Origin of the sequence: Brakhagea slesvicensis, assembly GCF_052161625.1 — a bacterium.
GTDB lineage: Bacteria > Planctomycetota > Planctomycetia > Pirellulales > Pirellulaceae > JBKCUI01.
Genome location: NZ_CP197412.1, coordinates 304,756 through 327,599, shown reverse-complemented (window position 1 = coordinate 327,599; position 22,844 = coordinate 304,756). Strand labels below are relative to the sequence as shown.

At 53.3% G+C, this 22,844-nt stretch carries 18 protein-coding genes and 1 pseudogene; 6 read left to right on the top strand and 13 right to left on the bottom strand.

From position 1 onward, the window contains the following. Nucleotides 1–2,387: 2,387 nt before the first annotated feature. From SH467x_RS01210 to SH467x_RS01195, 4 genes are all read right to left on the bottom strand, one after another. On the bottom strand, nt 2,388–2,696 hold the full coding sequence (locus SH467x_RS01210; RefSeq protein WP_482369492.1) for a hypothetical protein: 309 nt from the start codon (nt 2,694–2,696) through the stop codon (nt 2,388–2,390). 704 nt (nt 2,697–3,400) lie between these two features. After that, on the bottom strand, nt 3,401–3,883 hold the full coding sequence (locus SH467x_RS01205; protein ID WP_482369491.1) for a hypothetical protein: 483 nt from the start codon (nt 3,881–3,883) through the stop codon (nt 3,401–3,403). Nucleotides 3,884–4,326: 443 nt separating this feature from the next. After that, nucleotides 4,327–4,749: a hypothetical protein gene (locus tag SH467x_RS01200; protein WP_482369490.1), complete on the bottom strand. Its 423-nt coding sequence runs from the start codon at nt 4,747–4,749 to the stop codon at nt 4,327–4,329. A 75-nt stretch (nt 4,750–4,824) separates the two neighbouring features. Next, nucleotides 4,825–5,019: a hypothetical protein gene (locus SH467x_RS01195; protein WP_482369489.1), complete on the bottom strand. Its 195-nt coding sequence runs from the start codon at nt 5,017–5,019 to the stop codon at nt 4,825–4,827. Nucleotides 5,020–5,429: 410 nt separating this feature from the next. Here SH467x_RS01195 and SH467x_RS01190 point away from each other — a divergent pair, with 410 nt between their 5' ends. Together SH467x_RS01190 and SH467x_RS01185 are read left to right on the top strand one after the other, a co-directional pair. After that, nucleotides 5,430–6,056 carry a S1/P1 nuclease gene (locus SH467x_RS01190; protein ID WP_482369488.1) on the top strand — a complete coding sequence of 209 codons (627 nt, stop codon included), beginning with the start codon at nt 5,430–5,432 and terminating at the stop codon, nt 6,054–6,056. Nucleotides 6,057–6,113: 57 nt separating this feature from the next. Then, complete coding sequence (locus SH467x_RS01185; RefSeq protein ID WP_482369487.1) at nt 6,114–6,950, top strand: hypothetical protein; 837 nt, start codon at nt 6,114–6,116, stop codon at nt 6,948–6,950. Nucleotides 6,951–6,958: 8 nt separating this feature from the next. Here SH467x_RS01185 and SH467x_RS01180 read toward each other — a convergent pair whose 3' ends face one another. The 6 genes and pseudogenes from SH467x_RS01180 to SH467x_RS01155 all read right to left on the bottom strand — a co-directional run bounded on the left by SH467x_RS01180 (nt 6,959) and on the right by SH467x_RS01155 (nt 11,403). Further along, a complete protein-coding gene (locus SH467x_RS01180) occupies nt 6,959–7,177 on the bottom strand; it encodes a hypothetical protein (protein ID WP_482369486.1) in 219 nt (72 codons plus the stop codon). A gap of 23 nt (nt 7,178–7,200) precedes the next feature. Next, complete coding sequence (locus tag SH467x_RS01175) at nt 7,201–7,614, bottom strand: hypothetical protein (protein WP_482369485.1); 414 nt, start codon at nt 7,612–7,614, stop codon at nt 7,201–7,203. Next, complete coding sequence (locus SH467x_RS01170; RefSeq protein WP_482371419.1) at nt 7,614–8,057, bottom strand: right-handed parallel beta-helix repeat-containing protein; 444 nt, start codon at nt 8,055–8,057, stop codon at nt 7,614–7,616. The genes SH467x_RS01175 and SH467x_RS01170 overlap by 1 nt, the downstream gene beginning before the upstream one ends. A 37-nt stretch (nt 8,058–8,094) precedes the next feature. Next, nucleotides 8,095–8,154, bottom strand: a pseudogene (locus SH467x_RS01165) (four helix bundle protein); the annotation flags it as partial. 633 nt (nt 8,155–8,787) lie between these two features. Further along, a complete protein-coding gene (locus SH467x_RS01160) occupies nt 8,788–9,378 on the bottom strand; it encodes a hypothetical protein (RefSeq protein ID WP_482369484.1) in 591 nt (196 codons plus the stop codon). Nucleotides 9,379–9,738: 360 nt separating this feature from the next. Then, a complete protein-coding gene (locus SH467x_RS01155) occupies nt 9,739–11,403 on the bottom strand; it encodes a sigma-70 family RNA polymerase sigma factor (RefSeq protein WP_482371328.1) in 1,665 nt (554 codons plus the stop codon). Between the two features lie 707 nt (nt 11,404–12,110). On the opposite strand from SH467x_RS01155, the gene SH467x_RS01150 reads away from it, so the two are divergent. From SH467x_RS01150 to SH467x_RS01140, 3 genes are all read left to right on the top strand, one after another. After that, nucleotides 12,111–14,507: a DUF1588 domain-containing protein gene (locus SH467x_RS01150; protein WP_482369483.1), complete on the top strand. Its 2,397-nt coding sequence runs from the start codon at nt 12,111–12,113 to the stop codon at nt 14,505–14,507. Beyond that, nucleotides 14,504–15,850, top strand: a complete 1,347-nt coding sequence (locus tag SH467x_RS01145) for a DUF1552 domain-containing protein (protein ID WP_482369482.1) — start codon at nt 14,504–14,506, stop codon at nt 15,848–15,850. Before SH467x_RS01150 ends, SH467x_RS01145 begins: the two co-directional genes overlap by 4 nt. Nucleotides 15,851–15,912: 62 nt before the next feature. Continuing rightward, nucleotides 15,913–19,065: an error-prone DNA polymerase gene (locus tag SH467x_RS01140; protein ID WP_482369481.1), complete on the top strand. Its 3,153-nt coding sequence runs from the start codon at nt 15,913–15,915 to the stop codon at nt 19,063–19,065. A gap of 100 nt (nt 19,066–19,165) precedes the next feature. Here the strand turns inward: SH467x_RS01140 and SH467x_RS01135 are convergent, their stop codons facing one another. The 3 genes from SH467x_RS01135 to SH467x_RS01125 form a co-directional block, all read right to left on the bottom strand. After that, complete coding sequence (locus SH467x_RS01135) at nt 19,166–19,696, bottom strand: hypothetical protein (RefSeq protein WP_482369480.1); 531 nt, start codon at nt 19,694–19,696, stop codon at nt 19,166–19,168. A 276-nt stretch (nt 19,697–19,972) separates the two neighbouring features. Then, the gene (locus SH467x_RS01130; RefSeq protein ID WP_482369479.1) at nt 19,973–20,929 is read right to left on the bottom strand and encodes an AAA family ATPase; all 957 of its coding nucleotides are present in this window, start codon (nt 20,927–20,929) and stop codon (nt 19,973–19,975) included. A gap of 37 nt (nt 20,930–20,966) precedes the next feature. Continuing rightward, nucleotides 20,967–21,461: an acetolactate synthase gene (locus SH467x_RS01125; protein ID WP_146675564.1), complete on the bottom strand. Its 495-nt coding sequence runs from the start codon at nt 21,459–21,461 to the stop codon at nt 20,967–20,969. A gap of 160 nt (nt 21,462–21,621) precedes the next feature. Between SH467x_RS01125 and SH467x_RS01120 the strand changes: the two genes are divergently transcribed. Continuing rightward, on the top strand, nt 21,622–22,830 hold the full coding sequence (locus tag SH467x_RS01120) for a glycosyltransferase family 2 protein (protein ID WP_482369478.1): 1,209 nt from the start codon (nt 21,622–21,624) through the stop codon (nt 22,828–22,830). The last annotated feature ends 14 nt before the right edge of the window (nt 22,831–22,844 follow it).

Sequence of the window (22,844 nt, the reverse complement as noted above, 5' to 3'; positions counted from 1 at the left end):
GCTATTCCTTATTAGTGGTCATTAGCGACGATTAGTGTTCTACTCCCCTGTAATCCCAGGACTGGATTGGTCGCGAAGCCGTAGGTTATCGATCACAAATTATCGGGTGCTGATCCACGCCAATGAAATTGGTATCCCAGAAGATTAAAGAACCACGGAATACACGGAACACACCGAAGGAAGGCCACACCCATTTCTTACACACTTTCCGTGTTTTCCGCGTGGTCCGTGGTTGAGAATCACCGTCGTGATTTAAGGCAGTGGTCACTTGTCAGATTGGTTGGGACTTCATCATCAGCGTCTTGAGCAAGCAGGAACACTAATCTCCACTCATTCGCACTAATCAAAAACCGCAGGAGTCTTGTTGCTATTCCTTATTAGTGGTCATTAGCGACGATTAGTGTTCTGCTCCCATGCAATCCCAGGAATGGATTGGTCGCAAAGCCGTAGGTTATCGATCACAAATTATCGGGTGCTGATCCACTTCAGTGAAATTTGTATCTCAGAAGATTAAAGAACACACGGAACACACGGAACACACGGAAGGAAGGCCACACCCATTTCTTCCACCCTTTCCGTGTTTTCCAAGTCGTCCGTGGTTGAGAATCACCGTCGTGAATCAAGGCAGTGATTACTTGTCAGATTGGTTGGGACTTCATCATCAGCGACTTGAGCAAGCAGGAACACTAATCTCCACTCATTCGCACTAATCAAAAACCGCAGCAATCTTGTTGCTATTCCTTATTAGTGGTCATTAGCGACGATTAGTGTTCTGCTCCCATGCAACCCCAGGAATGGATTGGTCGCGAAGCCATAGGTTATCGATCACATGTTCGGTAGCACACGGTTGTTTGGAAATCCTTGCGGGACCTCGAAAGACCTTGGAGTGCCCAGCAATTGGCATCCTTATCCGATTACATGCTTTCCTCGTATGCTATTAGTGTACGGTCTTGGTTTTTCTGGCCATCAGAATCGCAAAGTCAATTAAGCAACCGAAGGCGCCTCCTACGATCGCAAACGCAGCACCAGTCAGAATTGATCCGAGCATGACGGCAGACCCAAAGCTAGCGAATCCCGGAGGTGGAGGCGGTTGAGTTAGTTCCGCGTAAAGTCCAATTGAAAACTGAAACACAACAGGAACGATTGCGAAAACAATTGCCATTCGTTTCGTCCACAGCCAACCGTGTCGATTCACTTCTGCAGGTAAAGGTTTCGCGTCTAAGATCGGCATGGTGTGATATTGGGCGTTGATGTGAGCATGTAACGAAAAGGATGACTCACGTCGAGCGAGGAAAGCATGGACCGCCCGAGGCCGGTAGATCGAGACGTTGGGTGCATCCGCTGGTTAGCTCATGCCTGCTCTGAACCGAGAGGCTCGAGTATGGATCGATCCCTGAGGACGGTCAGGAAGATGATGAGCAATTGTACGAGTGAGAGAACACCTCCCACGCAGACTAGATTCTAGCAGTTCATGTTGTTGATGGCACATCAACTATGCGGAAACTGCAGAGGTAAGTCAAACGGTCAGAGAACAAACATGGACATTGCCAGAATGTAACGGTCAGCGTCTTGAGCAAGCAGGAACACTAATCTCCACTCATTCGCACTAATCAAAAACCGCAGCAATCTTGTTGCTATTCCTTATTAGTGGTGATTAGCGACGATTAGTGTTCTGCTCCCATGCAACCCCAGGAATGGATTGGTCGCGAAGCCGTAGGGTATCGATCCCGAAATATCGGGTGCTGATCCACGCCAATGAAATTGGTATCCCAGAAGATTAAAGAACCACGGAATACAAGGAACACACCGAAGGAAGGCCACACCCATTTCTTACTCCCTTTCAGTGTATTCTGCGTGGTCCGTGGTTGGGAAACACCGTCGTGACTCAAGTCGATGATCGCTTGCCAAACGGCGATGGACCGCTTCATCAGCCTTTTGTGTTCGTTTGAACTGGTCGGAGAGTTCTTTGAGATTAATCTTGGCTTTGGACACGTCGAGGGTACTCCAGGGGTCCCACGGTAACTTGGCGAGTCAGCCGGTCAATCCTGGGAATCCACCCCTATCGGTCAATAGCACGATTCGAGCCTATTTGTCTCCATTTAAGGAAGGAGGCTTTCAGAATGCCAGTAGGATCAATCCATTGTTCCAAGATGGACATCGTGCGACTAATTGAACACCTGCGAATCCGCTTCGTCGCACCGCCAAATGCCGCGTAGCATGTACGGTGGTGTGGGGAGGGTGCCCGGAAACGGGGATCCTTACCCGATTCTGTCGCTTTTTGGGGGTTGACTACGAATTACGAACTGATTGGGATTTGTGGGTGCAAGGCTAGTGGAGTGCAGAGTCATTGCTTCCAGGTGAAGTCATTGTGGTGCGTTTAAATGGTGCTATGGAGCGTCGGAGCGTTTTTGAGGTAGCGACCGACCCGGCAACAGCAGGCGAAAGGGAATTCGCAATCTTCGAATGCCTTCGTCGTTCAGAATTAGCTCGGTGTCCACGGAATGAATCATCGACGTAGAACCATCGCAGTAATGGATTACGCCAGCGACGTTCATTTTGGTAGTAGCCGTTCCGTTTGCGTGTCGGATCTTGATGGCATTATCGAACACAATCCAAATTGCGTCGATGTCGTCAGCACGTTCCTTGATGTTGCGAATCAACGCCTCAGAGGAACCGTAGTCAAATGTATCAGCCATAGGATTTAGTCAACAGAACGACCAAAATCACTCGGTTGCCGCCAAGTAACTTTGACTTTTGGAAACGCCCGATCGGCAACTCGGGTGCATTTGTGTACGCCCGGCACAGGCGTTGGTTAATGGGGTTCAAGTCCCCTGTGCGAGATAGGACACATGAGGAGATCAGTATACCAATGGCAACTGCAAGAGTGCAATCGTACGGTGGTGTGGGGAGGGTGCCCGGTAGCGGGCATCCTTACCCGATTACCTCACATCCTAGTCGTTAGTAGATGAGGTAGTGAGGATGGTGTTAAAGCCTGGTGAATAACGCCGCACTGCTTGCGTGACATGGTTTCCGAAAAGGCGGATTACAACGCCCTCGTAATGGAATTCATAGTGATCTGTACTAATGGATTCATCGGAAACCTGAGGCCAAGGCAAAAGGAAATGCCGTACAAGGAATTTTGGCAACCAAAATGAGGTTGTGAACATGACGCCTTCTTTGCCAATGATCAAGCACAGCGATTTTTGGTACAACCCAACCACACTCCCATCAGTTACCTTGCCAGACGCATACCAAATCTTTTCGCCAGCAATTGGCTTGCTCGTTCGGGTTGCCAGCATTATTCGTCGTAAACCTGTAGCCAACATGCCTACGCCTGTTCGTCGCAGCGGTTATTGTTTAGTGAGGTAACGACGGCGATCACGCAGTCGCCGCCAGAAAACTATGATTCAAATTCGCGGCCGACCGGCGACTTGCGTGCATCGCTTGGTTCGTCGCTTTCTTGCTTTGCTCGCTCACGTTTCGATGCTTGATCGATTAAATGACCACCGGTAGTCATTGCAGTAAACGTAACTGCAAAGAAAAGCCAATGGTACCAGTGCAATGGTCCATTTATAGGGTGATTCATCACAAATACGTCAAAGGCAAAAAAACAAAGAATTAGAATCAAAATAGAGCCCAGAAAAACGAGAAGGCGTATTGTACATGGATTGCCCTCTATCGTTTCGATTCGCGAGCCAGAGACCGGCGTTGTTCGTCGAAAATATACCCACATTCCAACGAATGCGAGAGGAACCGCACAGAAGCGAAACTGGCCAGTGAGACATATGCAAATCCCGGCGACAAACCCAGCGGCAACTGTGGCGATAGCAAATAGGCGATCCCAACGACTGCGAGTGAACAGAATTGTTTGCGGCTGAGCCATATCGCTGCAGATCCAAAGATTCCTTGATGCGACGAACTAGTAATTCTCCAGCGCATGCGCCGGAAAACAAAACGTCTATTGTAGTCAATTCGACCGACAGAATGGGTTTTGAAGCCCATTGAATTGTACCTCACCGTCCAAAGTGTGAAGTTGTTCAATGCCAAGGAACTTTCCCCTTAATGCGACCGTAGGTTAGTCTCAGGCACAACTTATGGGTTTAGGGACGTTGCCGCGGCTCGCCGTAGGTCGTGTGATGTAATGCGACGACGGGCCTGGGATTACCGAACAGCGTCCCGAAAAATCCGGCGCTGAGCCGTCATTCGACGCCTTGTCGTAGTACAACTCAATTCCAGTCGCCGATCCAATGTTCGATTCGCTATCATTCATGGACTTCGTCGACGACGGACGGATTCCAAGCATGGGTTACGTGAGATCTCCCCCTGTCAGTCGTCTTCCATATCCCGCGCATTCGGTAACCTCGGATGCGTTAGCAGGTTTGGAACTTCGTCCTTGAACGACATATTGAGCGTCCGAAGCACTTTGCGGCAATGCTCGACGATGGTTTCACCGATCCCTGGAGTCCTTCGAAGTTCCGATTCGGTGGTCCCTGCGAGCGATCGCAGGCTGACGTAACCGAGGTTGTAGAGCAGATCCGCGTATCGGACATCCAATCCGATCTCGTAGATGGTGGCGTTTGCTAGGAGTTGGTTCGCGTTTGGCGCCGTCCTCGCGATGAACTCCGCGACGATTGCCGCGCATCGTTCCCAGGCTGGACTCCGTTCCCTCAACGCAACGCGAATCTTTTCGAGTGCTTGATCAAGCAATTCTTCACGGACTGCATCCGACACGCGACGCTTGATTTTCATTTGATGGTGGTCCCGAGGTGAGTGGCTCGATCGTAAGGATCGTTCTTGCAACCTCATCCCCGGCTGCGAAGTACTTTACAACTCTGCAGTCACACACTTGGGCAAGCTACCGCCAAAGATCCAAGAACCACGGAATACACGGAACACACCGAAGGAAGGCCACACCCATTTCTTACTCCCTTTCCGTGTTTTCCGCGTGGTCCGTGGTTGGGAAACACCGTCGTGACTCAAGTCGATGACAGCTTGCCAAACGGCGATGGACCGCTTCATCAACCTTTTGTGTTCGTTTGAACTGGTCGGAGAGTTCTTTGAGATAGATCTTGGCTTTGGACACTTCGAGGGTACTCCAGGGGTCCCACGGTAACTTGGCGAGTCAGCCGGTCTATCCTGGGAATCCACCCCTATTGGTCAATAGCACGCTTCGAACCTCTTGGTCCCAATTTAACGAAAGCGTCTTTTCAGGATCTCGACATGAGCATTCAATTACTCAGCGACTAGAAACATGCAGCAGATTGAAGGACCTGCGAAAGTGCTTCTCTTGGACGCAGCGTGCGGCCCTGCTGGTATGTCTCGGTATAAGATACTCTTCGCATGGCCTAATATGCCCGCAATCCCTTCTTAACCAATCTACTCTGGAGGAGGGGGAAGCATCAAGTACCTTCGTTTTGCTAGAAAAATAGATGAATCCGTACATCGAAGCAGTGTTTCGTTTTCCCGCGGATGCAACTGTGGCCACCCAGGACCTCCACATCGTCCAGGCTGTCGAGCTGTGCAAGTCGGTCCTCAAGGACAAGAACCGACCCGACGCAGAGCGCGCCGTCGCGCTCTGCTGGATCGCCCACCTCGTAGCCGATGCCCACCAGCCCTGCCATGCGGGCTCACTGTACGTCGAGGGCGTCTTTACCGAGAAGGATGGGGATCGAGGAGCAAACCGCATCCAGACAAAGCAGCGGGGCAACATGCACGCCCTGTGGGACCAGCTACTCGGTGATCCGTACGACGAGGGAGACGTCAGGCGTCGCGCTGACGAAATTGCTAAGCTGAATGTCGATGCGGGATCCAAGGAGCAGCAAGTCGACCCGAACGTCTGGATCGATGAAAGCCGCCAGTTCGCGATCGAGTCTGTCTACACGGATGAGGTTCTGAGCCAGGTCGCACTCGTCAGCCGAGGCTTGGCCACCGAGGTACCGAAGGTAGATCTCTCCGAGGCCTACCTGAAGAAGGCGGGGCGAGTCGCTCAGGAGCGGGCCAAGTTGGCGTCGGTGAGGCTGGCGGCGGTGATTGGGGATTGCCTGGAGAAGAATTAATGTCCCTCGGAAAGCCGCATATCCGTAAAGGATGGAATTCTAACAATCTATGGCGGCGTGTTTCGAATCGGTTTACAATCCAGCACTAGTTACGCCAACGCACCACAGTGGGAACACACCATGTCACAGCCTGAGCAAGTATCGCCCGACACCGAAATTGAAACGCCATCAATTTTTAACCCTTTGAATCTAGCACTGTGGGCACTACTACTAGGCGGGATGAGCTTAGTTGTCGGCGTAGGGGTCTATAAGCACAAGCAACAAGTTGCACAATCACACGGTCTATTCGATAATAATTCCTATGGCCTCGGAGGTGCTGGCCTCGGAGGATCGTTTTCCGAAGTTGAATATGCAAACACTGCATTTTCCGGTGGTTACGCGATCGAGGGCGATTTGAGCACGGAACCTATCGATAGTACGCTTCGACTGCCCGCGACAATGTTCCAGGAGGCATTTCCTGATTTGAAGGACTCCGATGTTGTAGTCGTAGACTTGAATACGCCAACGCCGCAACCAAGGATTGAGCCGCAGACGACGACTGCAGCTGCTGTGGTACCCGCCCCGCATCCTGATTTTCCGGTTACCCCCGAACTCCGCGCAAGGATGCAAACCTCAGACGAGTCGCTTCTCCAGCTGATGGCTATTCTAGAGGGCGCAGCTAAGCCCAGCCCCGAGCAAATCGCGTTAGCCGAAAGAGAGAGGGCTGAGCAAGAGCGGCAATTGCAAAATGCTCGTGCTCTCGGATCATTGTTCCAGGCCTTGTTGACCGGCGGATCAGGAGAAGACGAATACGATCCTGACGCAAGACAGCGAGAGTTCGATCGACAGTATCGGGCAGAGTTCGAAGAGGCAATGCGGCTGGAACAATCTAACCGCGATACTCGTTGGCCCTAGGATAGGAACTACGCGGCTGCCAATTCCTTCACCTCGGTTGTCGCTGCGGGATCGGTGGGCGATGCTTCGACACCCTTTCGCACCGCCGCGGTGATGACCTCCTCCGCTCTCGCGAGGAGCATGTGACCAGCGCGAGAGCCGTGCATCGACGCCATTGCCTGCTGCATGAGGCCGATCGCTTGGTCGGGGGTCATATTGCCTAGTTGTTGTTGCAGGGTGTTCGACATCGTTTCCTCTGAAGGGGTAAGGGTTATTCGCCGGGCTGTGGCTCGGGATCTGGTTCTGGTTCGGGAATTGGTTCAGGCTCCGGCGGGATGACCATGCGGAGTGCGTAGGTCTGCGGATCCACGGTGTACTCGTATGGGGGCATCCACTCCTCGGGCTGAATAGGCGTCCCTGTGATCGCTTGGATAAGTTCTACGAGCTTTTTAGCGCCGTCGAAGAATCGAGCAGATTGCCCCGGCGATGCCGCGTCCATCTGTGCGAGTACTGCGTTGATCTCTTCACGCGTCCGAAGCTCGCCGCGTGAGCGAAACCAGAAGCGTTGGAACTGCTCTTTGCGAAACGTCGCCAAGTTCGCGAGCGTGGCGTTCGAGAAGTCCAATAGTTCTTTCGCGAGAAGCAATGAAGCGGGATTAGTCGGGATCGTTGGTACTGCAAACATTATGCTACCCATGCTGAAACGGAAGGAAGAATTAGAGAACCGCTGGCGGGCTCGTCGCCTGCACCGATACCAAGCCCCCAATAGGCCGAACCGAGCTTAATGCGATAATCCCCGGCGGGAGCGTCAACGAATTCATCAGCGTCGGTTCCAGCGGCGGTGTAGTTGCTGGTGAACGGAACATTTATTAGAGCGTCGTAGTCTGCAGTTCCGTTGTTTCGGAATCGGTTGTTCAACAACCAGACTTCGGCGTTGTTAGCTCCAAATTCAATCCCGTAGGTCGCATTGCCGGTGATTACATTACCCGCGAAGGTGATGGGTACTTCGTAGGCGACAGCGGCGTTTGGATCGACATAATAGCCCCGTCCGTTGTTGCTGATTACACAGTTGTAGATCCCCTCTCCGTACCAGCGGGTGTCTCCAGTCGAACGATTGGAGTATATCATGAATCGCAGCACATTCCAAAGCGGACCCACGTGCGATCTCGAAAAGTCGATTCTTGTCCTTAAGGCTTTGCTTTCCGTTTCCCTCGGCAATGTTCAACGGGATCGATTGTGCAGCACGCAACCATTGATCGCGAGCATGTCGATCGCAAGTCGATAAACGTCGAGTCGTTCATGGTCGAAGATTGGTTCGGTCATCAACGTCCGTTTCGAGTACGAGTACGATGAAAGCTACCGCCAAAGATCCAAGAACCACGGAATACACGGAACACACCGAAGGAAGGCCACACCCATTTCTTACTCCCTTTCCGTGTTTTCCGAGTCGTCCGTGGTTGAGAATCACTGTCGTGAATCAAGGCAGTGCTCACTTGTCAGATTGGTTGGGACTTCATCATCAGCGGCTTGAGCAAGCAGGAACACTAATCTCCACTCATTCGCACTAATCAAAAACCGCGACAATCTTGTTGCTATTCCTTATTAGTGGTGATTAGCGACGATTAGTGTTCTGCTCCCATGCAATCCCACGATTTGATTGGTCGCGAAGCCATAGATTATCGATCACATGTTCGGTAGCATACGATTGTTTGGAAATCAACGTTAGATCTCGAAAGACCTGTCGCAACTTTTCTGAGCCAACGACAGTCGTAAATGGGCGGCCGCCAAAACACTCCGAATTGAAAACCGGCGCTGTCGGCCGCTCCTGTTCGCGGCATTGTTCGCTGCTTTTCCTGCGTTATCTCTCACGAACGACACGCACTGAGATGCCGAGCAGCTCCAGTGCCTCCGTATATTTTAACTCACGTGGCGTGCTCGGAAGAAGCATTAACAGGTCTTTCTGAAGTGTGTGTTTGATGTCTTTTTGGGGAAGTCGAATTTCCATCGACCGGATCCCGTACCCGAAGCCCACGTTGAATCCATTTCCCGCGGGCGTCGCAGAAAAGGACATATTCAGTGTTTCCCCCTCGCCAACACCAATCACAAAGATCTCCTCCGAATCGAGTACTGCCGTTACGTCCTCACGTGGCCGGCCTATTCGCACTGGAAACCCAATTTCGGCTAAGCCATTCTGGGTCACGTGAAATGCCCTCCACTCCATTCCTGATGGAAGTTGTCGAACTTCGGACGGAATGATCCTTCCGTCGGTTTCAACCCACATGGCTTCTTTACGTGGTTCGATACAAAGGTTCGTATCGCCTTCCTTGTTTTGAAGATCGCGAAAAGATTGATGCAGTGCTGTATAGGATCTCTGTTTTTCGATTTGGTCTGCGCCGAGGACATGGTGCGCAGTCAAGAGCAGAGCGATAAAGAACGCACAGTTCGCCATTGTGACCTCCGTATCAAATTCCGATGTGATGCCGCGAACGAGTAATTCCCCTACGCGTGCGCCGGAGAAAAAACTCTATCGTAGCCAATCCAACAGATAGAAAGGACCCTGAAACCTGCTGATTGGTGGCTCATCGTCTCGAGTGTGAAGTTGCTCACTGCCGGGGGCTATTCCCTTCAAGCGACCGCAGGTTAGTTGCAGGCACCCGTTATGGATTAAGGGACGTTGCGGCGGCTCGCGGTACGTCGTGTGGTACAATGCGACAAAGGTCCCGGAATACACCGAAGGAAGGCCACTGCAACTGTGTACTCCCTTTTCGTGCATTCCGCGTGGTCCGTGGTCGAAAAACACCGTCGTGGATCACTCGGGAGCGTCGATTTTGGCTTGGCTGGCTGCTTGACGCAGCTTGGTCAAAGCCCTGGCTTCCAATTGTCGAACTCGTTCCTTGGTCACGCCCATCGCTTCGCCGACTTCCTTGAGGGTCAAAGGCTCAAAGCGGTGGTCCAAACCGAAGCGTCGAACGATGATCTGCTGCTCACGCTGATCGAGCGTGTGCAGTATTTTTTGGATTTGATCCGTTCGAACCGCTTGATCGATCTCCAAAGCGAAGTTGTCAGCCCTCCGATCTTGCTGGAAATCGAAGACCTCTTCGGAACTCGTTCGGAACCGATCCTGATGTTTAAACTCGTCGGGGATCGTTCTCGCGAAATTCTTCATGATGGCCCACGAAGCGTAGGTACTGAACTTGTTCCCTCTCGAGTAATCGAACTTCTCTGCGGCTCGAATCAGTGACATGTTGCCATCGCTGATCAATCCGAAGAAATCGTCGTGGGGCGCCAAGTGCCGTTTGGCAATGGAGACCACCAATCGCAAGTTCGATTGAACGATCTTGTTTTTCACGTCGACCGATTTCTCATAAAGCGCCTCGATCTGCTCCATTACCGCGACGGACGGCGATTTCACGTCGAGCGACTCCCGCAGCTTGCCCGCGGCATGCTTCAAGTAATTCATCTTTCGGAACAGATGATACTCTTGTTCACGCGTGAGCAAGGGCACCTCGTACAAGGATGCCAAGTAAGCTGGCAGCCCGGATGGTGCTTTCACTTTGCGAGGGGGTTCGGAAGCTGCTGGAAGATCCGACACCATCTCCTCGATCATCGCAACATCTTCGAAGACCGGATTGGGAATGTAGTCCAGTGGCAGCTCCATAATTTTTGCAGCGCGTTGCTCGTTCAGAATTCGAACGATGCTCCCGCGTGTTCTGCGATAACGCTTTGCCAAAATCACAGTGGACACACCTCGGTGATGCTGTTGGTAAATAGCTCGTTTGTCTTCTTCCGAAAGGACCTCGCGTTGCTCTGGGAACACCGCCATGGTGGGGAATTGCTGATCAAACTTCTTGATCGTGTATCGGATCGTTTCCGTCGATCGGTTCACTTCACGGCCGACAGTTCGAGCGACTTCGGACAAATTCGCTCCGGTCGCGGCGATACGGCGGGCGCGGTCGATGATGTCATCTCGTTCTGTATCGGTGAGTTGGCTGAACCGTTCACCACGCTTGACGCGAGTTTTGTTCTGCGAGACGAATCGCTCCACGCTTGAGTGAAGGAACCCCACTCGTTTGCGACCATCCGCTAAAAATCGACGGGACACCAAACCTTGATCACGCCATCGCGAGATGGTTTTGGTCGAGACGTTGAACATTTTGCTCAAGTCCTCGACGGTGTGAACCGGCTCGGATGCCTCTTCGACCCGGAGGTTCATCGAGTCGGTGATGTCTTCGACAAAAAGTCTCAAATCATGGAGCGCGTCATGTCCCTTGATCAATCGATAACCGGTGCTGTCAGGTCGCACTTCGGTGACGCGATAGAATAGGAAATCGAACGGATACTCGCGCTGAGGATCCAGCTCGGTGAGAAGCTGCTCGGCGCGGTCGGCTTGCTCGATTCGCTTCCCGCGCGGGGCGAACTTGATTTGCTGGTCGCGAAGCTCTCGGAGTTGTGCGATTCGATAGTCACTATTCATATTGATGCTCCCTGCTGCGATGTCGATTTCGTTCGATCCCTGCGGCTCCCAACCGCCTCGCTCGACTTCGCTGAAAGGGTCCAAGCTCAGTCGTTGAGCCAATTGTACCCGATACCCAAGTACTTAATAACGCTGTACCTAACTGTCGTTGCGAGCGGCTGTATGCCTTACAACCATTTCTTCGCCTCGACATGTGACACCCCTGGTCACCGATCGCTCTTCACCGAAAGATTTCTCTGAATCTATTCAGACGCACTCAGAAGACCCGGGGTTCACACTCATTGTTAACCAGTCTGTCCGGCTGGTTGACGGAGCTAGAGGACCGCAACTAGCGGGCCATTCTGCGTGAAATTTGACGGTGGGCTTTTTTTCGGCTCGGATCGGACAAGAATTGTCCAGCTTGAACGTTTGTAGCCCAGCGTCTGTCACCTTTTGTTGACGCTACGCACGGCTCACCACATCGTTGGCCGAGCCTGGTTCTCTTTTTGGCAGTGCAAATCGTGCAAAGAATTGCAAAATGAGATCGCAAATCCCGTTGGAATCGGCCGATTGCGGATCCTGGCTGATTCCCCTGGACTAGTCCCCTTTGTAAAATAGAAGCGTTCCTCACCCAATGGGGGACTCCTACCCCTAAATTGGCAGCTCGGACACTCGTTTTGGCATGCCTCCCACCCTTCGGCAGCAATGTCGTCTTTTTTAGAACAGTCATGTGTCGCATTTTGAGATTGCTAGCAAGCATCCCCGCGAGTGGCCGATCGGCCGCATGGCTCGCGTTCGTCCTCTTCCTAATTGGTTTCCAGCTGGTTGGTGTCCAAGCCATCGCGGGAGACTTTGATGCGGCCAAGATCGAAAAGGGGATGGCGATTTACTCGGCGCAGTGTGCCAGTTGTCATGGTGAGCGAGGGGAGGGGGTATCCGGAGCATACCCGAACGCTCTGACCGGTGACTTTACGATCAGCGAGATCGCTAAAGTTGTGGATGAAACCATGCCTGAGGGGGAGCCGGAGAAATGCAGGGGAGAGGATGCCCAAGCGGTCGCAGCGTACATGCACTCGGCTTTCTACAGTCTCGAGGCGCAGGCGAAGCTCAATCCACCGCGAATCGCTTTCGCGAGGCTCACGGCGAATCAATTGCGGAGCAGTCTTTCGGATCTCTACGGACGGTTCTCCGGGTTTTCGGAGCTCAAACCGGAACGGGGGGTTCGAGCGCAGTATTTCGATGGTGATCGGTTTAAGAAGGAAAACGAGAAGATTGCTCGCGTCGACCCAGTGATCGACTTTGACTTTGGAAAAGAGAGTCCTGGAGAAGGAATCGCAGCGGAGTCGTTCTACATCTATTGGGAGGGGAGTTTACTTCCAGAAAAAACTGGTCGTTACGAGATCGTCGTCAACAGTTCTTGCTCGTTCAAGATGAGTTTTGGAAAGCTGGACCGCATCTTCATCGACAACCATGTTCAGTCGGGTGACAAGACCGAGTTCAGGCAGTCGATACACCTTACCGCCGGCCGTCTTTACCCGTTCAAGATCGATTTCATTCAGCGCAAGCGCAAGACGGAGCTACCACCGGCTCGAATACGTTTGTCCTGGGTTCCGCCCGGGGGAGTGGAGCAAACCATTCCCGATCACCACTTGGTACCTTCCGCCGGTCCCGCCACGTTCTCCTTGCAGGCATCACTGCCTGCGGACGATCGAAGCTATGGTTTCGAGCGGGGATTGGCTGTGAACAAGCAATGGGATGAATCGACGACCGCTTCCGCGGTGGAGTTTGCACAAATCGCCGCTTCGGAGCTCTTTCCTCGATACGTTCGAAGTCAAAAGGACAAGCCCAACGATCAACGTCAGATTCTCAAGGGATTTCTTGAGCAAGTCCTCGCGGTTGCGTTTCGAGGAGCTTTGGATGCTGACTTGGTGAAGCTTTACGTGAACGAACAAGTCGACCAAACGGAGGATGACGCAGAAGCCATTCGCCGAGTGTTGCTCCTGGGCTTGAAATCACCTCGATTTCTGTATCCGCTCGCGGACGTGGACAAGACTGTTTCTCGTCGGACGGCGAATCGTTTGGCGCTTACCTTGTTTGATTCGCTTCCTGCCGATGAATGGCTTTTGCGGAAGATCGACAAGAACGAGTTGGAGACAGAGTCTCAAGTTCGCGAGGCAGCCAAAAGGATGTTGAGCGACTACCGAGCGAGAGCCAAGCTGCTCGATGGATTTCATGAATGGCTGAATTTGTCGCAGCAGAACGAGATCACGAAGAATCAAGAATTGTACCCGGGGTTCGATGCCGAGCTCGCCATGGAGCTCCGACAATCCCTTCGCGCGACGATCGAAGAGATAGTTTGGAGTGATGCGAGCGACTACCGGCAGTTATTTCGCTCCAAGTCGGCCTTCACGACCGCTAAGATCGCATCCTTTTATGGAGAGGAATGGGCTCCGCTCGATTCCAGCAGAAAGGGTCTGCAAAAAACGGCCAACGAATCGGAGCGAAGGTTTGGCGTCCTGACCCATCCGCTGCTGATGAGCCAATTGGCCTACCACGACACAACCTCGCCGATTCACCGGGGAGTCTTTTTGATTCGATTCCTGTTGGGACGGACCCTTCGCCCACCCAATGAGGCATTCTCACCGCTCAGTCCCGATTTGCACCCCAATCTCACCACGCGCGAGCGCGTCGCACTCCAGACGAGCCCTCAGAATTGCCAGGCATGCCATGTGAAGATCAATGCGTTGGGGTTCGCGTTGGAGAACTACGATGCCGTGGGACGATACCGAGCGACCGAGGGTGAAAAACCAATCGATGCAACAGGTTCCTATCGAAGCCGCGATGATTTGCCGATAACCTTTCAAGGTGCCCCGGAGCTGGCAAGTTATTTGGCGGATGCACCGGACGCACACCGCGCGTTTGTCAACAAGCTATTCCAGCACATGGTCAAGCAACCGCCCGACGCGTATGGCCTAGATACTTTGAAAAAGTTAACGGATCAGTTCCGCCAAAATGGTTACAATATCCGCGACCTGGTCGTCGAAATTGCCGTCACCGCGTCGCGGATACACGCCACCCCCCTCCCAGCCAATCCCACCTCAGTCGCCTTGAAAGGTCAACCATGAAACGCTTCACCAGCAGACGAGAATTTCTTGTCAACACGGGCGTTAGCGCTGCAGCCGCCAACTTTCTTTTCAGTTTGCCAAGCTTGGGTTGGGCCGCATCTTCGGGAACTCCAAAGAAGAAGCGGATGGTTTTTATCTTCAGCCCCAACGGCGTGATCCCAGACCATTTCTGGCCGAGCCAATTGGGCAAAGACTTTGACTTGAAGAGAATCCTTCAGCCCTTGGCGGATTTCAAAAACCGAATGCTGACGTTGCACGGTGTCTGCAATCGCATCAAGGGGGACGGCGATGGTCACATGCGAGGGATCGGTTGCCTTCTGACGGGGATTGAGCTGTTTCCAGGTGACGTCCAGGGAGGATCGGATACACCTGCAGGCTGGTCCAAAGGGATTTCGATTGATCAGCACATCAAGAACCACCTGCAGTCGAATCCTGAGTCGCAAACTCGGTTCGGGTCGCTTGAGTTTGGTGTGATGGTACCGGAACGTGCGGATACTTGGACACGCCTATCCTACGCGGGACCCAACCAACCGGTGGCACCCATCGACAATCCCTATTTGATGTTCGACAAGCTCTATGGTCAGACCAAGAATCGCGAGCTTCTCGCGAGCGTTCTCGACGAATTGACATCCGATTTCCAAAAGGTGCAGCAGCTTGTTAGTACCGAAGATCGCCGGTTGCTCAACGATCACTTGGACATGGTTCGTGAGTTGGAGGTCGAGCTCAAAACCGAATTGGCTCAAGCGACGAAAGTAGACAAAGTGGGGCACGCCGTACCGAGCCTTCCCGCCAACGTCGAAGAAGTCAACAACAACATTCCGCAAATTTGCAAGATGCAAATGGATATGCTCGTCAGCAGTTTCGTCGCGGACTTTGCTCGTGTTGCGACGTTCCAGATCACCAACTCGGTGGGCGAACCCAAGATGCGATGGCTCGATATCGAAGAGGGGCACCACCATTTATCGCACGAGCCCGACACCAACGAGGAGTCGTACGAGAAGTTGATCAAGATCAACACTTGGTATTGCGAGCAAGTCGCTTATTTGGCGAAGAGGCTTTCGGAAACCCCTGAGCCAGATGGACAAGGAAGTTTGCTCGACAACACGACTTTGGTTTGGACCAATGAGCTTGGCAAAGGGAACTCGCATACGCGAAACAACATTCCATTCGTCCTCGTGGGTGAAGGTTGCGGTTTCTCGATGGGGCGGGCCGTCGATTACAAGGGAGGAGTTCCTCACAATCGATTGTTGATGAGCTTTAGCGAGTCGATGGGCATTCCTGTGAAGAGCTTTGGAAATCCCGACTATTGCGGCGACGGACCGCTTGGCGATCTGACCGTTTAGGAATATCGCAAATCGCCAACGGTTAACTTTTCCGTGATGCGTAGGTTTGCTATGTTGCGAACATGCAGACCTATGTGGAGCTACACGCCAAATCGAATTTCTCTTTCTTGGAGGGTGCTTCGCATCCTCACGAGCTGGTCGAGCAGTCCGCGTTGCTCGGTTATGGCGGAATCGCGCTCACCGACCGCAATTCGCTGGCGGGGGTTGTTCGAGGCTTCACGGCGGCTCGCGATGCCGGAGTTCCGTTTTATGTCGGGTGCGAAATCCACCCTGTCGATGCTCCTCCGTTCGTGGTGTGGCCGCAGAATAGAGCTGGGTATGGTGCTCTTTGCCGGTTGATCACGGCGGGTCGCGGTCGAGCTGCCAAAGGAGAATGCGAGATCGATTGGAACGACATGCAGATGATCGCGGCAAACAATCTCGCAGCGATCCTTCCACGAGCGTCTGGAGTTGGGTCCGAGTTCGGGCTGCACCAGTGGTTGGAGCATGCGAAAGCGGCGAAAGATCTGTTTCAGGAAAGGCTCTACCTTGCATGCCCATTGCATCGCGGGGGAGATGACGCTGCGTTCCTGCAGAGCTTGAAACGTCAATCGGAGAGTCTTTCGGTTCCGTTGCTTGCGACGGGAGATGTGCTCTATCACATTCCCGAGCGCATGATTCTCCAAGATTGTTTGACAGCCATCGCCACGGGGGGGTCGGTGGATGCGGTCGCGGCGAGTCGCCCCAGCAATGCGCAGCGGACTCTGCGCTCCCTTTCGGAGCTTCAACATCTCTACCGCGATTATCCTCTCGCACTGGAGAACACGCTGGAGGTCGCGTCGCGAATCGATTTTCGCCTCGATCAGTTGAAATATGAGTATCCCCGCGAGATAACGCCGGAGGGTTTGACGCCGATCGAGTATCTCAAACGTTTGGCATGGCGTGGAGCTAAACAGCGATATCCCGAAGGGGTTCCCGACAAAGTCATTGAGATGCTCCGTTACGAGTTCCAGATCATTGAGGATTTGCGATACGAACCTTATTTTTTGACCGTGTGGGACTTGGTTCGTTTTGCACGATCACGCAATATTCTATGCCAGGGTCGAGGGTCAGCAGCCAATAGCGCCGTCTGTTTCTGCCTTGGCGTGACCAGTGTGGATCCTTCTCGATACGATCTGCTCTTTGAGCGATTTATTAGCCGCGAACGGAATGAAGCCCCCGATATCGACATCGACTTCGAGCACCAGCGGCGCGAAGAAGTGATTCAGTACGTCTATGAAAAGTACGGTCGCGATCGAGCGGGTATGACCGCAGCGGTGACGACGTATCGAACGCGTTCAGCGATTCGAGATTGCGGGAAAGCGATTGGGCTATCGCTCGATTGTATCGACCGGCTCGCTAAGATCGTAGAGGGGCGCGGCGCTGAAACCAGCTTCTCCGATCGATGCCGGACTGCGGGGATCGATCCGGAATCTGACGTCGGCAAAAGGTTTGAATACTTGGTGCAATCGATTTTAGGCTTTCCACGCCACCTCTCGCAGCACACGGGTGGCATGGTGATGACATCTGGAGTGTTATGCGAGCTTTGTCCGATCGAGAATGCGGCGATGCCCGACCGGACCATCATTCAATGGGACAAAGACGACCTTGACGAGTTGGGGATCCTCAAGGTCGATTGCTTGGCGTTGGGAATGCTTTCAGCCATTCACCGCAGTTTGGATTTGATGCGGATCCACTACGGACGTTCGCTCGATCTCGCTACGATTCCGGCGGAGGATCCGTCCGTTTATGACATGATTTGCGCTGCCGATACGCTCGGAGTATTTCAGATTGAAAGCCGTGCTCAGATGAGCATGTTGCCTCGGCTTCGACCCCGTTGTTTCTACGACTTGGTGATCGAAGTGGCCATCGTGCGGCCCGGTCCTATTCAAGGCCAAATGGTTCATCCCTATTTGACCGCGAGGAGAACTGGGATTCAGCCTGAATACCCCACGGAAGATATCGCGAACGTTCTTCGGAAGACGATGGGAGTTCCCATCTTTCAAGAGCAGGCGATGCGATTGGCGGTTGTGGCGGCGGGGTTCACCCCAGGGGAAGCGGATCAACTGCGCCGCGCGATGGCCGCCTGGAGACGTCCCGGCGTGATCGATAACTTTCGAACGAAGCTCATCGATGGTATGCGATCCAAAGGTCTCGATGAGGTCTTCGCAGAACGAGTCTTCAATCAGCTGCGTGGGTTTGGCGAGTATGGATTCCCCGAGTCCCATGCAGCGAGTTTCGCATTGCTCGTCTACGCATCTTGCTGGATCAAGCATCGTTATCCGGAAGTCTTTTGCTGCGCGATGCTCAACAGTCAACCGTTAGGCTTTTATGCACCCGCTCAACTCGTGCAAGACGCGATTCGCCATGGAGTCGAGGTCTTGGGCGCCGATGTCAACCATAGCGAATGGGACTGTACGCTTGAGCTGCGGCCATCGCACGGATTGGAGGAAAAAGGCGGCATGGTTAGACGAACATTGCGTTTGGGTTTGAGAACCATACGTTCTTTGAAACAAATCGACGCCGAATCCATCCTTACAGATCGGAACAAGAGAGGTCGTTTTCAGGACCAAGCTCAATTGGTGGGACGAACCAAGTTATCTGAACCGACGCTCAGCCTACTCGCTGATGCGGGTGCGCTCGAATCCTTATCCGGCGATCGTCGGGCGGCATATTGGCAGGCATTGTCGCGAGAGAAGTCAGACCGCGAAATGACCTTATTCGCGCATGCGGACCTGGATCGGGATGAAGAAGTCCCCGTTGCGTTGCGTCCCATGAGTCCTCTGGAGGAAGTCTATTCGGATTACCTGAGAACGGGGTTATCTCTTAAGGGGCATCCGATGCAATTCTTTCGCGCTCAGCTTCAAGAGAAGCGGGTGACGACCGCTATCGACTTGCAAGGGACCCGCCACGGTAGGTTTGTTCGGGTGGCCGGATTGATCTTATTGCGTCAACGACCTGGGACAGCGAAAGGGATTACGTTTGTCACCATGGAGGACGAGACCGGCTCCATCAATTTGGTGCTTAAGCCAGAGGTATGGCAAGAACATTACTTGTTGTGCAAGCAGTCCAATGCGTGGCTTGTACACGGTGTCCTTGAGAACCGCGAGGGAGTCATTCACGTATTGGTAGCCAGGATTGAAGATCTGCAATCCGTTGTCGGAAACATTGATTCGCGTTCGAGAGACTTCAAATAAAAAAAGGCCAGCTCGAGAGCTGGCCTTGGTAAGGACATTTTGTTTCGAAGTATCCAAAAAAGTATGAATTATGGCTGCTGGAAACAAATAAAACGTCCCATCAATCGATACCCAAGTTGTAAAGGTCGATCGGGTTCTCAGCTATCTTTCCAACTTGATCTGCACTGCGACGAGTGCCATAGCTGGGCCAACCCCCAATCGTTTCCAACTCAGGCATCATTCCGACCAGTTGCTCACGGAGCATCATCACCAGTCGAGCAACACGGGGCGAAGAAGAAACCTCGGATAAAGCGACCACCGTTTTCATCAGCTTGACCATGGACGCACGTGTTTGAGTTTCATCGGACAACTCATCGTCGTGGTCTTGAAGCAAGTTTTGAATTGGCACATCGAGCGCCTGCTGCCACAGGTACAGGTCGCTCAGTTTCAGATCGCAACTGGGGAGTTCCTGTTGTTTGAGAACAGAAACATCCGCTCCAGTGCGGCGAGAAACAGTTCGTAGCGACACGCCTTGCTGTTGGCGAACGTCAGCAATTCGATGAAGGGGCATCCCCTTGCGTATCCGTCGGACTCTCCGCTCCTCGAATTCGAAATCCTCGTCGGACTCCGAACTCTGCGTCACGGATGCCATCTGCGAAAATCCTCCTTTCCAAAGAAATCAGACTTGCAGTTGAATAAGGCAACATTGCCTTCTTTCTATCAAACTACTCTGAAAACCAAATTACAAGTACCCACCCGGGAAAATGAGATTTTCGTGAGAAGATTTAGCCCCATGCCCAAGAGTTTTTTTCCTACTCGGAAAACTCCAGCACTCAAACTAGGGAGAATTCGCCTCCATTGAAGGCAGTAAACATGTCCCGCCATTTCGGCTTGTTTGAGGCGATGGGAGCTGCGTGTTTGGGGCGTGTTAGCTTCGCCCCTCTTCGAGTGTGGGGACGGCAATTTCCGCGACGAGTTGGTCGAGAATGATTTCGCTGGTGCGGCGTCGCAATCGGGATTCTGGTTTGAGGATAAGCCGATGGGCGAGAACGGGTGCGATCACTTTTTTGACGTCGTCCGGTTGGACGTACGCTCGGCCGCGGATGGCGGCCATCGCTTGCGAGGCGCGAAACAGCGCGATACTGGCCCGGGGGCCTCCCCCTAGCGCTAGCTCTTCATGCGAACGCGTTTCGTGAACGATCTGCAGCAAGTACTGCCGCACCTTGGGATCAACGTAGACTTGCCTGACATCCTCCTGTGCTTGCACGACATCCGCAGCGGAAACAACAGGAGCAAGGGATTGGATGGGAGATGATTTCTCCAAGAGCTGGAGCATACGCAGCTCTTCTTCCATCGATGGGTACCCGAGGGAAAGCTTCATGAAGAACCGATCAAGCTGTGCTTCGGGGAGGGGAAAGGTTCCTTCGTGATCGATGGGGTTTTGTGTTGCGATGACCAAGAACGGGTCAGGGAGTCGATAGGTCACGCCGTCGACGGTGACGCTCGCTTCGGCCATTGCTTCGAGAAGACTCGACTGGGCCCGCGGGGTGGTGCGGTTGATTTCATCCGCTAAGAGAATATTCGTGAAGAGCGGGCCTTTTCGAAACTCGAAGTCCCCTGTTTTTTGGTTGAAAATCGATGCACCGGTGATGTCGCTCGGCAGCAAATCGGGGGTGCATTGCACCCGCTTGAATTCACCCCCAACGCTTGCGGCGAGGGCTCGTGCCAGCATCGTTTTGGCGACACCAGGAACGTCCTCGAGGAGGATATGACCGCCCGAGAACCAAGACACCAGCGATAGGACCAATTGCTTCCGTTTTCCTACGATCGCTTTCTCGATATTCGCGATGATCTTCTTGGAACAATCGTGGACATGCTGAGTCATCAAGCACCTAGGGGCATCAGAAAGGAATCGTTTTCAATTACCCCATACTATCTAGCAGATCCCCTTCCGTGATCATTCGGAAACCTTTTCTTGCCAAGGTTTCTAGGGCTTGCTCAGTGTTATCGACCATGATGGCAACTGCGGGTTCGCCGTGTGGGCGGAAGATGAGCGGGTAAGCCTGAATGATGTTGATTTCGGCTTGCAGGAGCGCCGAGCAGATCTGCAGAAGGGGCTGCCCTCCCTCGGGAAGTTCCACACCGATCAAATCGGATTCGATGATGGCCAACCCGGCCCTTTCCAGAATCTCTCTACCCCGCTCCGGATGGCTCACAAGAAATCTCACAAAAGCGCACTCGGCGGAGTCGCTGATAGATAGGGCGACGATGCGAATACCCGTTCCCTCAAATCGCCTCACGACTTCGAGCAATTGCCCGACTCGATTCTCGAGGAAGACCGTGAACTGACGGATCGTTGGGTAGTCGCGTCCTCGCATGGTCTCAAAAGAAGTCGAGGATCCATCTCCCGAACTCATAGCGTTACTTTCCTAGGTAGAGTGTTGGGGGTAGAACTTGGTGCGATCCGGTATGAAAGATCCGGACTTGGCGATCCGCAGGCCTTGATACAACCTGCGCGGGAGTACGCGCTTCGCCAAAGTGTACCAAATAAAAATCGGAGAATGAACGGCAACCTTCATGACAGAATCCAACGAAGGACCCGATCACGCACGCTTGCTGGAACTAACGATCGTGATGCCATGCCTGAACGAAGCGGACACGGTCGCGTCCTGTGTCGAAAAGTCGCTGCGCACCATGCGAGAGCATGGCATCCGTGGAGAGGTTGTCGTCGCAGACAACGGAAGTACGGACGGGTCGATCGACCTGGCCTTGCAAGCGGGAGCGAGAGTTGTTCACGTAACGCGTCGGGGATACGGCGCCGCGTTGATGGGAGGGATTGCTGCGGCTCGAGGGGAATTTGTCTTGATGGGGGACGCCGACGACAGTTACGACTTCACAACTTTGCCCATCTTCTACGAGAAGTTAGCGGCAGGTGCGGATTTGGTACAGGGATGCAGGCTCCCGTCCGGAGGAGGAACCGTGATGCCGGGTGCCATGCCTCCGCTCCATCGATGGCTCGGGAACCCACTTCTCACAAAACTGGTTCAATGGATGTTCAAGACGCGCATCCAAGATGTCTATTGCGGCCTGCGAGCCTTTCGAAAGTCGTGGCAGCAAGGACTCGAACAGCGCTGCACGGGGATGGAATTTGCCACCGAGATGATCATCAAGTCCGCGTTATTCGGAGGGCTTGTCGAGCAAGTCCCCGTGACGCTTCATCCGGATGGCCGCATCCACCAACGCTCCCATTTGCGAACGTTCCGAGACGGCTGGCGCACGCTTCGTTTTTTCCTCTTGCTTTGTCCCCGCTGGACCTTTTTCTTTCCCGGCATCTCGATGGTTCTCGTCGGAGTGCTTTTGGGAGTTTTAGCGCTGCCTCAGATTCGATGGATGGATATCGCGTTCGATGTGCATACGCTGTTGGTTGGAGTCTTGGCTATCCTGGTAGGGTCGCAATGGATTTGGTGCGGCGTACTTGCTAAATCGTTTGCGATGAGCGAGGGGATTCTGCCTGCATCGGGAGCCCGTGCGTCCTCGGAGGAAAAAAAGGAAGCGGACGCTTCTTCCCACTTGGAACGCTTGCTCCTCATCGCTGGGGGGATGGCCTTGTTCGGCGTCGGACTCGTCGGGTGGACGGCTTGGGAATGGTACCGATCCGACTTCGGTCCTCTCGACTACGCCACCACAATGCGCCGAGTGATTCCAGGGGTGGGGTTGATTGCGATGGCGGCTCAGTTCGCGGCATCCAGTTTCTTGCTCAGCGTCCTACGTCTATCCAGGCTCTAGGATTTTCAAGGCTC

Bases quoted from the DNA above. Each gene is read 5' to 3' on its own strand.
- SH467x_RS01170 (WP_482371419.1), bottom strand. From the start codon at position 8,057: ATGATATACTCCAATCGTTCGACTGGAGACACCCGCTGGTACGGAGAG.
- SH467x_RS01175 (WP_482369485.1), bottom strand. From the start codon at position 7,614: ATGTTTGCAGTACCAACGATCCCGACTAATCCCGCTTCATTGCTTCTC.
- SH467x_RS01155 (WP_482371328.1), bottom strand. From the start codon at position 11,403: ATGAATAGTGACTATCGAATCGCACAACTCCGAGAGCTTCGCGACCAG.
- SH467x_RS01135 (WP_482369480.1), bottom strand. From the start codon at position 19,696: ATGGCATCCGTGACGCAGAGTTCGGAGTCCGACGAGGATTTCGAATTC.
- SH467x_RS01150 (WP_482369483.1), top strand. From the start codon at position 12,111: ATGTGTCGCATTTTGAGATTGCTAGCAAGCATCCCCGCGAGTGGCCGA.
- SH467x_RS01130 (WP_482369479.1), bottom strand. From the start codon at position 20,929: ATGACTCAGCATGTCCACGATTGTTCCAAGAAGATCATCGCGAATATC.
- SH467x_RS01195 (WP_482369489.1), bottom strand. From the start codon at position 5,019: ATGAAGCGGTCCATCGCCGTTTGGCAAGCTGTCATCGACTTGAGTCAC.
- SH467x_RS01140 (WP_482369481.1), top strand. From the start codon at position 15,913: ATGCAGACCTATGTGGAGCTACACGCCAAATCGAATTTCTCTTTCTTG.
- SH467x_RS01125 (WP_146675564.1), bottom strand. From the start codon at position 21,461: ATGAGTTCGGGAGATGGATCCTCGACTTCTTTTGAGACCATGCGAGGA.
- SH467x_RS01190 (WP_482369488.1), top strand. From the start codon at position 5,430: ATGAATCCGTACATCGAAGCAGTGTTTCGTTTTCCCGCGGATGCAACT.
- SH467x_RS01200 (WP_482369490.1), bottom strand. From the start codon at position 4,749: ATGAAAATCAAGCGTCGCGTGTCGGATGCAGTCCGTGAAGAATTGCTT.
- SH467x_RS01180 (WP_482369486.1), bottom strand. From the start codon at position 7,177: ATGTCGAACACCCTGCAACAACAACTAGGCAATATGACCCCCGACCAA.
- SH467x_RS01205 (WP_482369491.1), bottom strand. From the start codon at position 3,883: ATGGCTCAGCCGCAAACAATTCTGTTCACTCGCAGTCGTTGGGATCGC.
- SH467x_RS01210 (WP_482369492.1), bottom strand. From the start codon at position 2,696: ATGGCTGATACATTTGACTACGGTTCCTCTGAGGCGTTGATTCGCAAC.
- SH467x_RS01120 (WP_482369478.1), top strand. From the start codon at position 21,622: ATGACAGAATCCAACGAAGGACCCGATCACGCACGCTTGCTGGAACTA.
- SH467x_RS01145 (WP_482369482.1), top strand. From the start codon at position 14,504: ATGAAACGCTTCACCAGCAGACGAGAATTTCTTGTCAACACGGGCGTT.
- SH467x_RS01160 (WP_482369484.1), bottom strand. From the start codon at position 9,378: ATGGCGAACTGTGCGTTCTTTATCGCTCTGCTCTTGACTGCGCACCAT.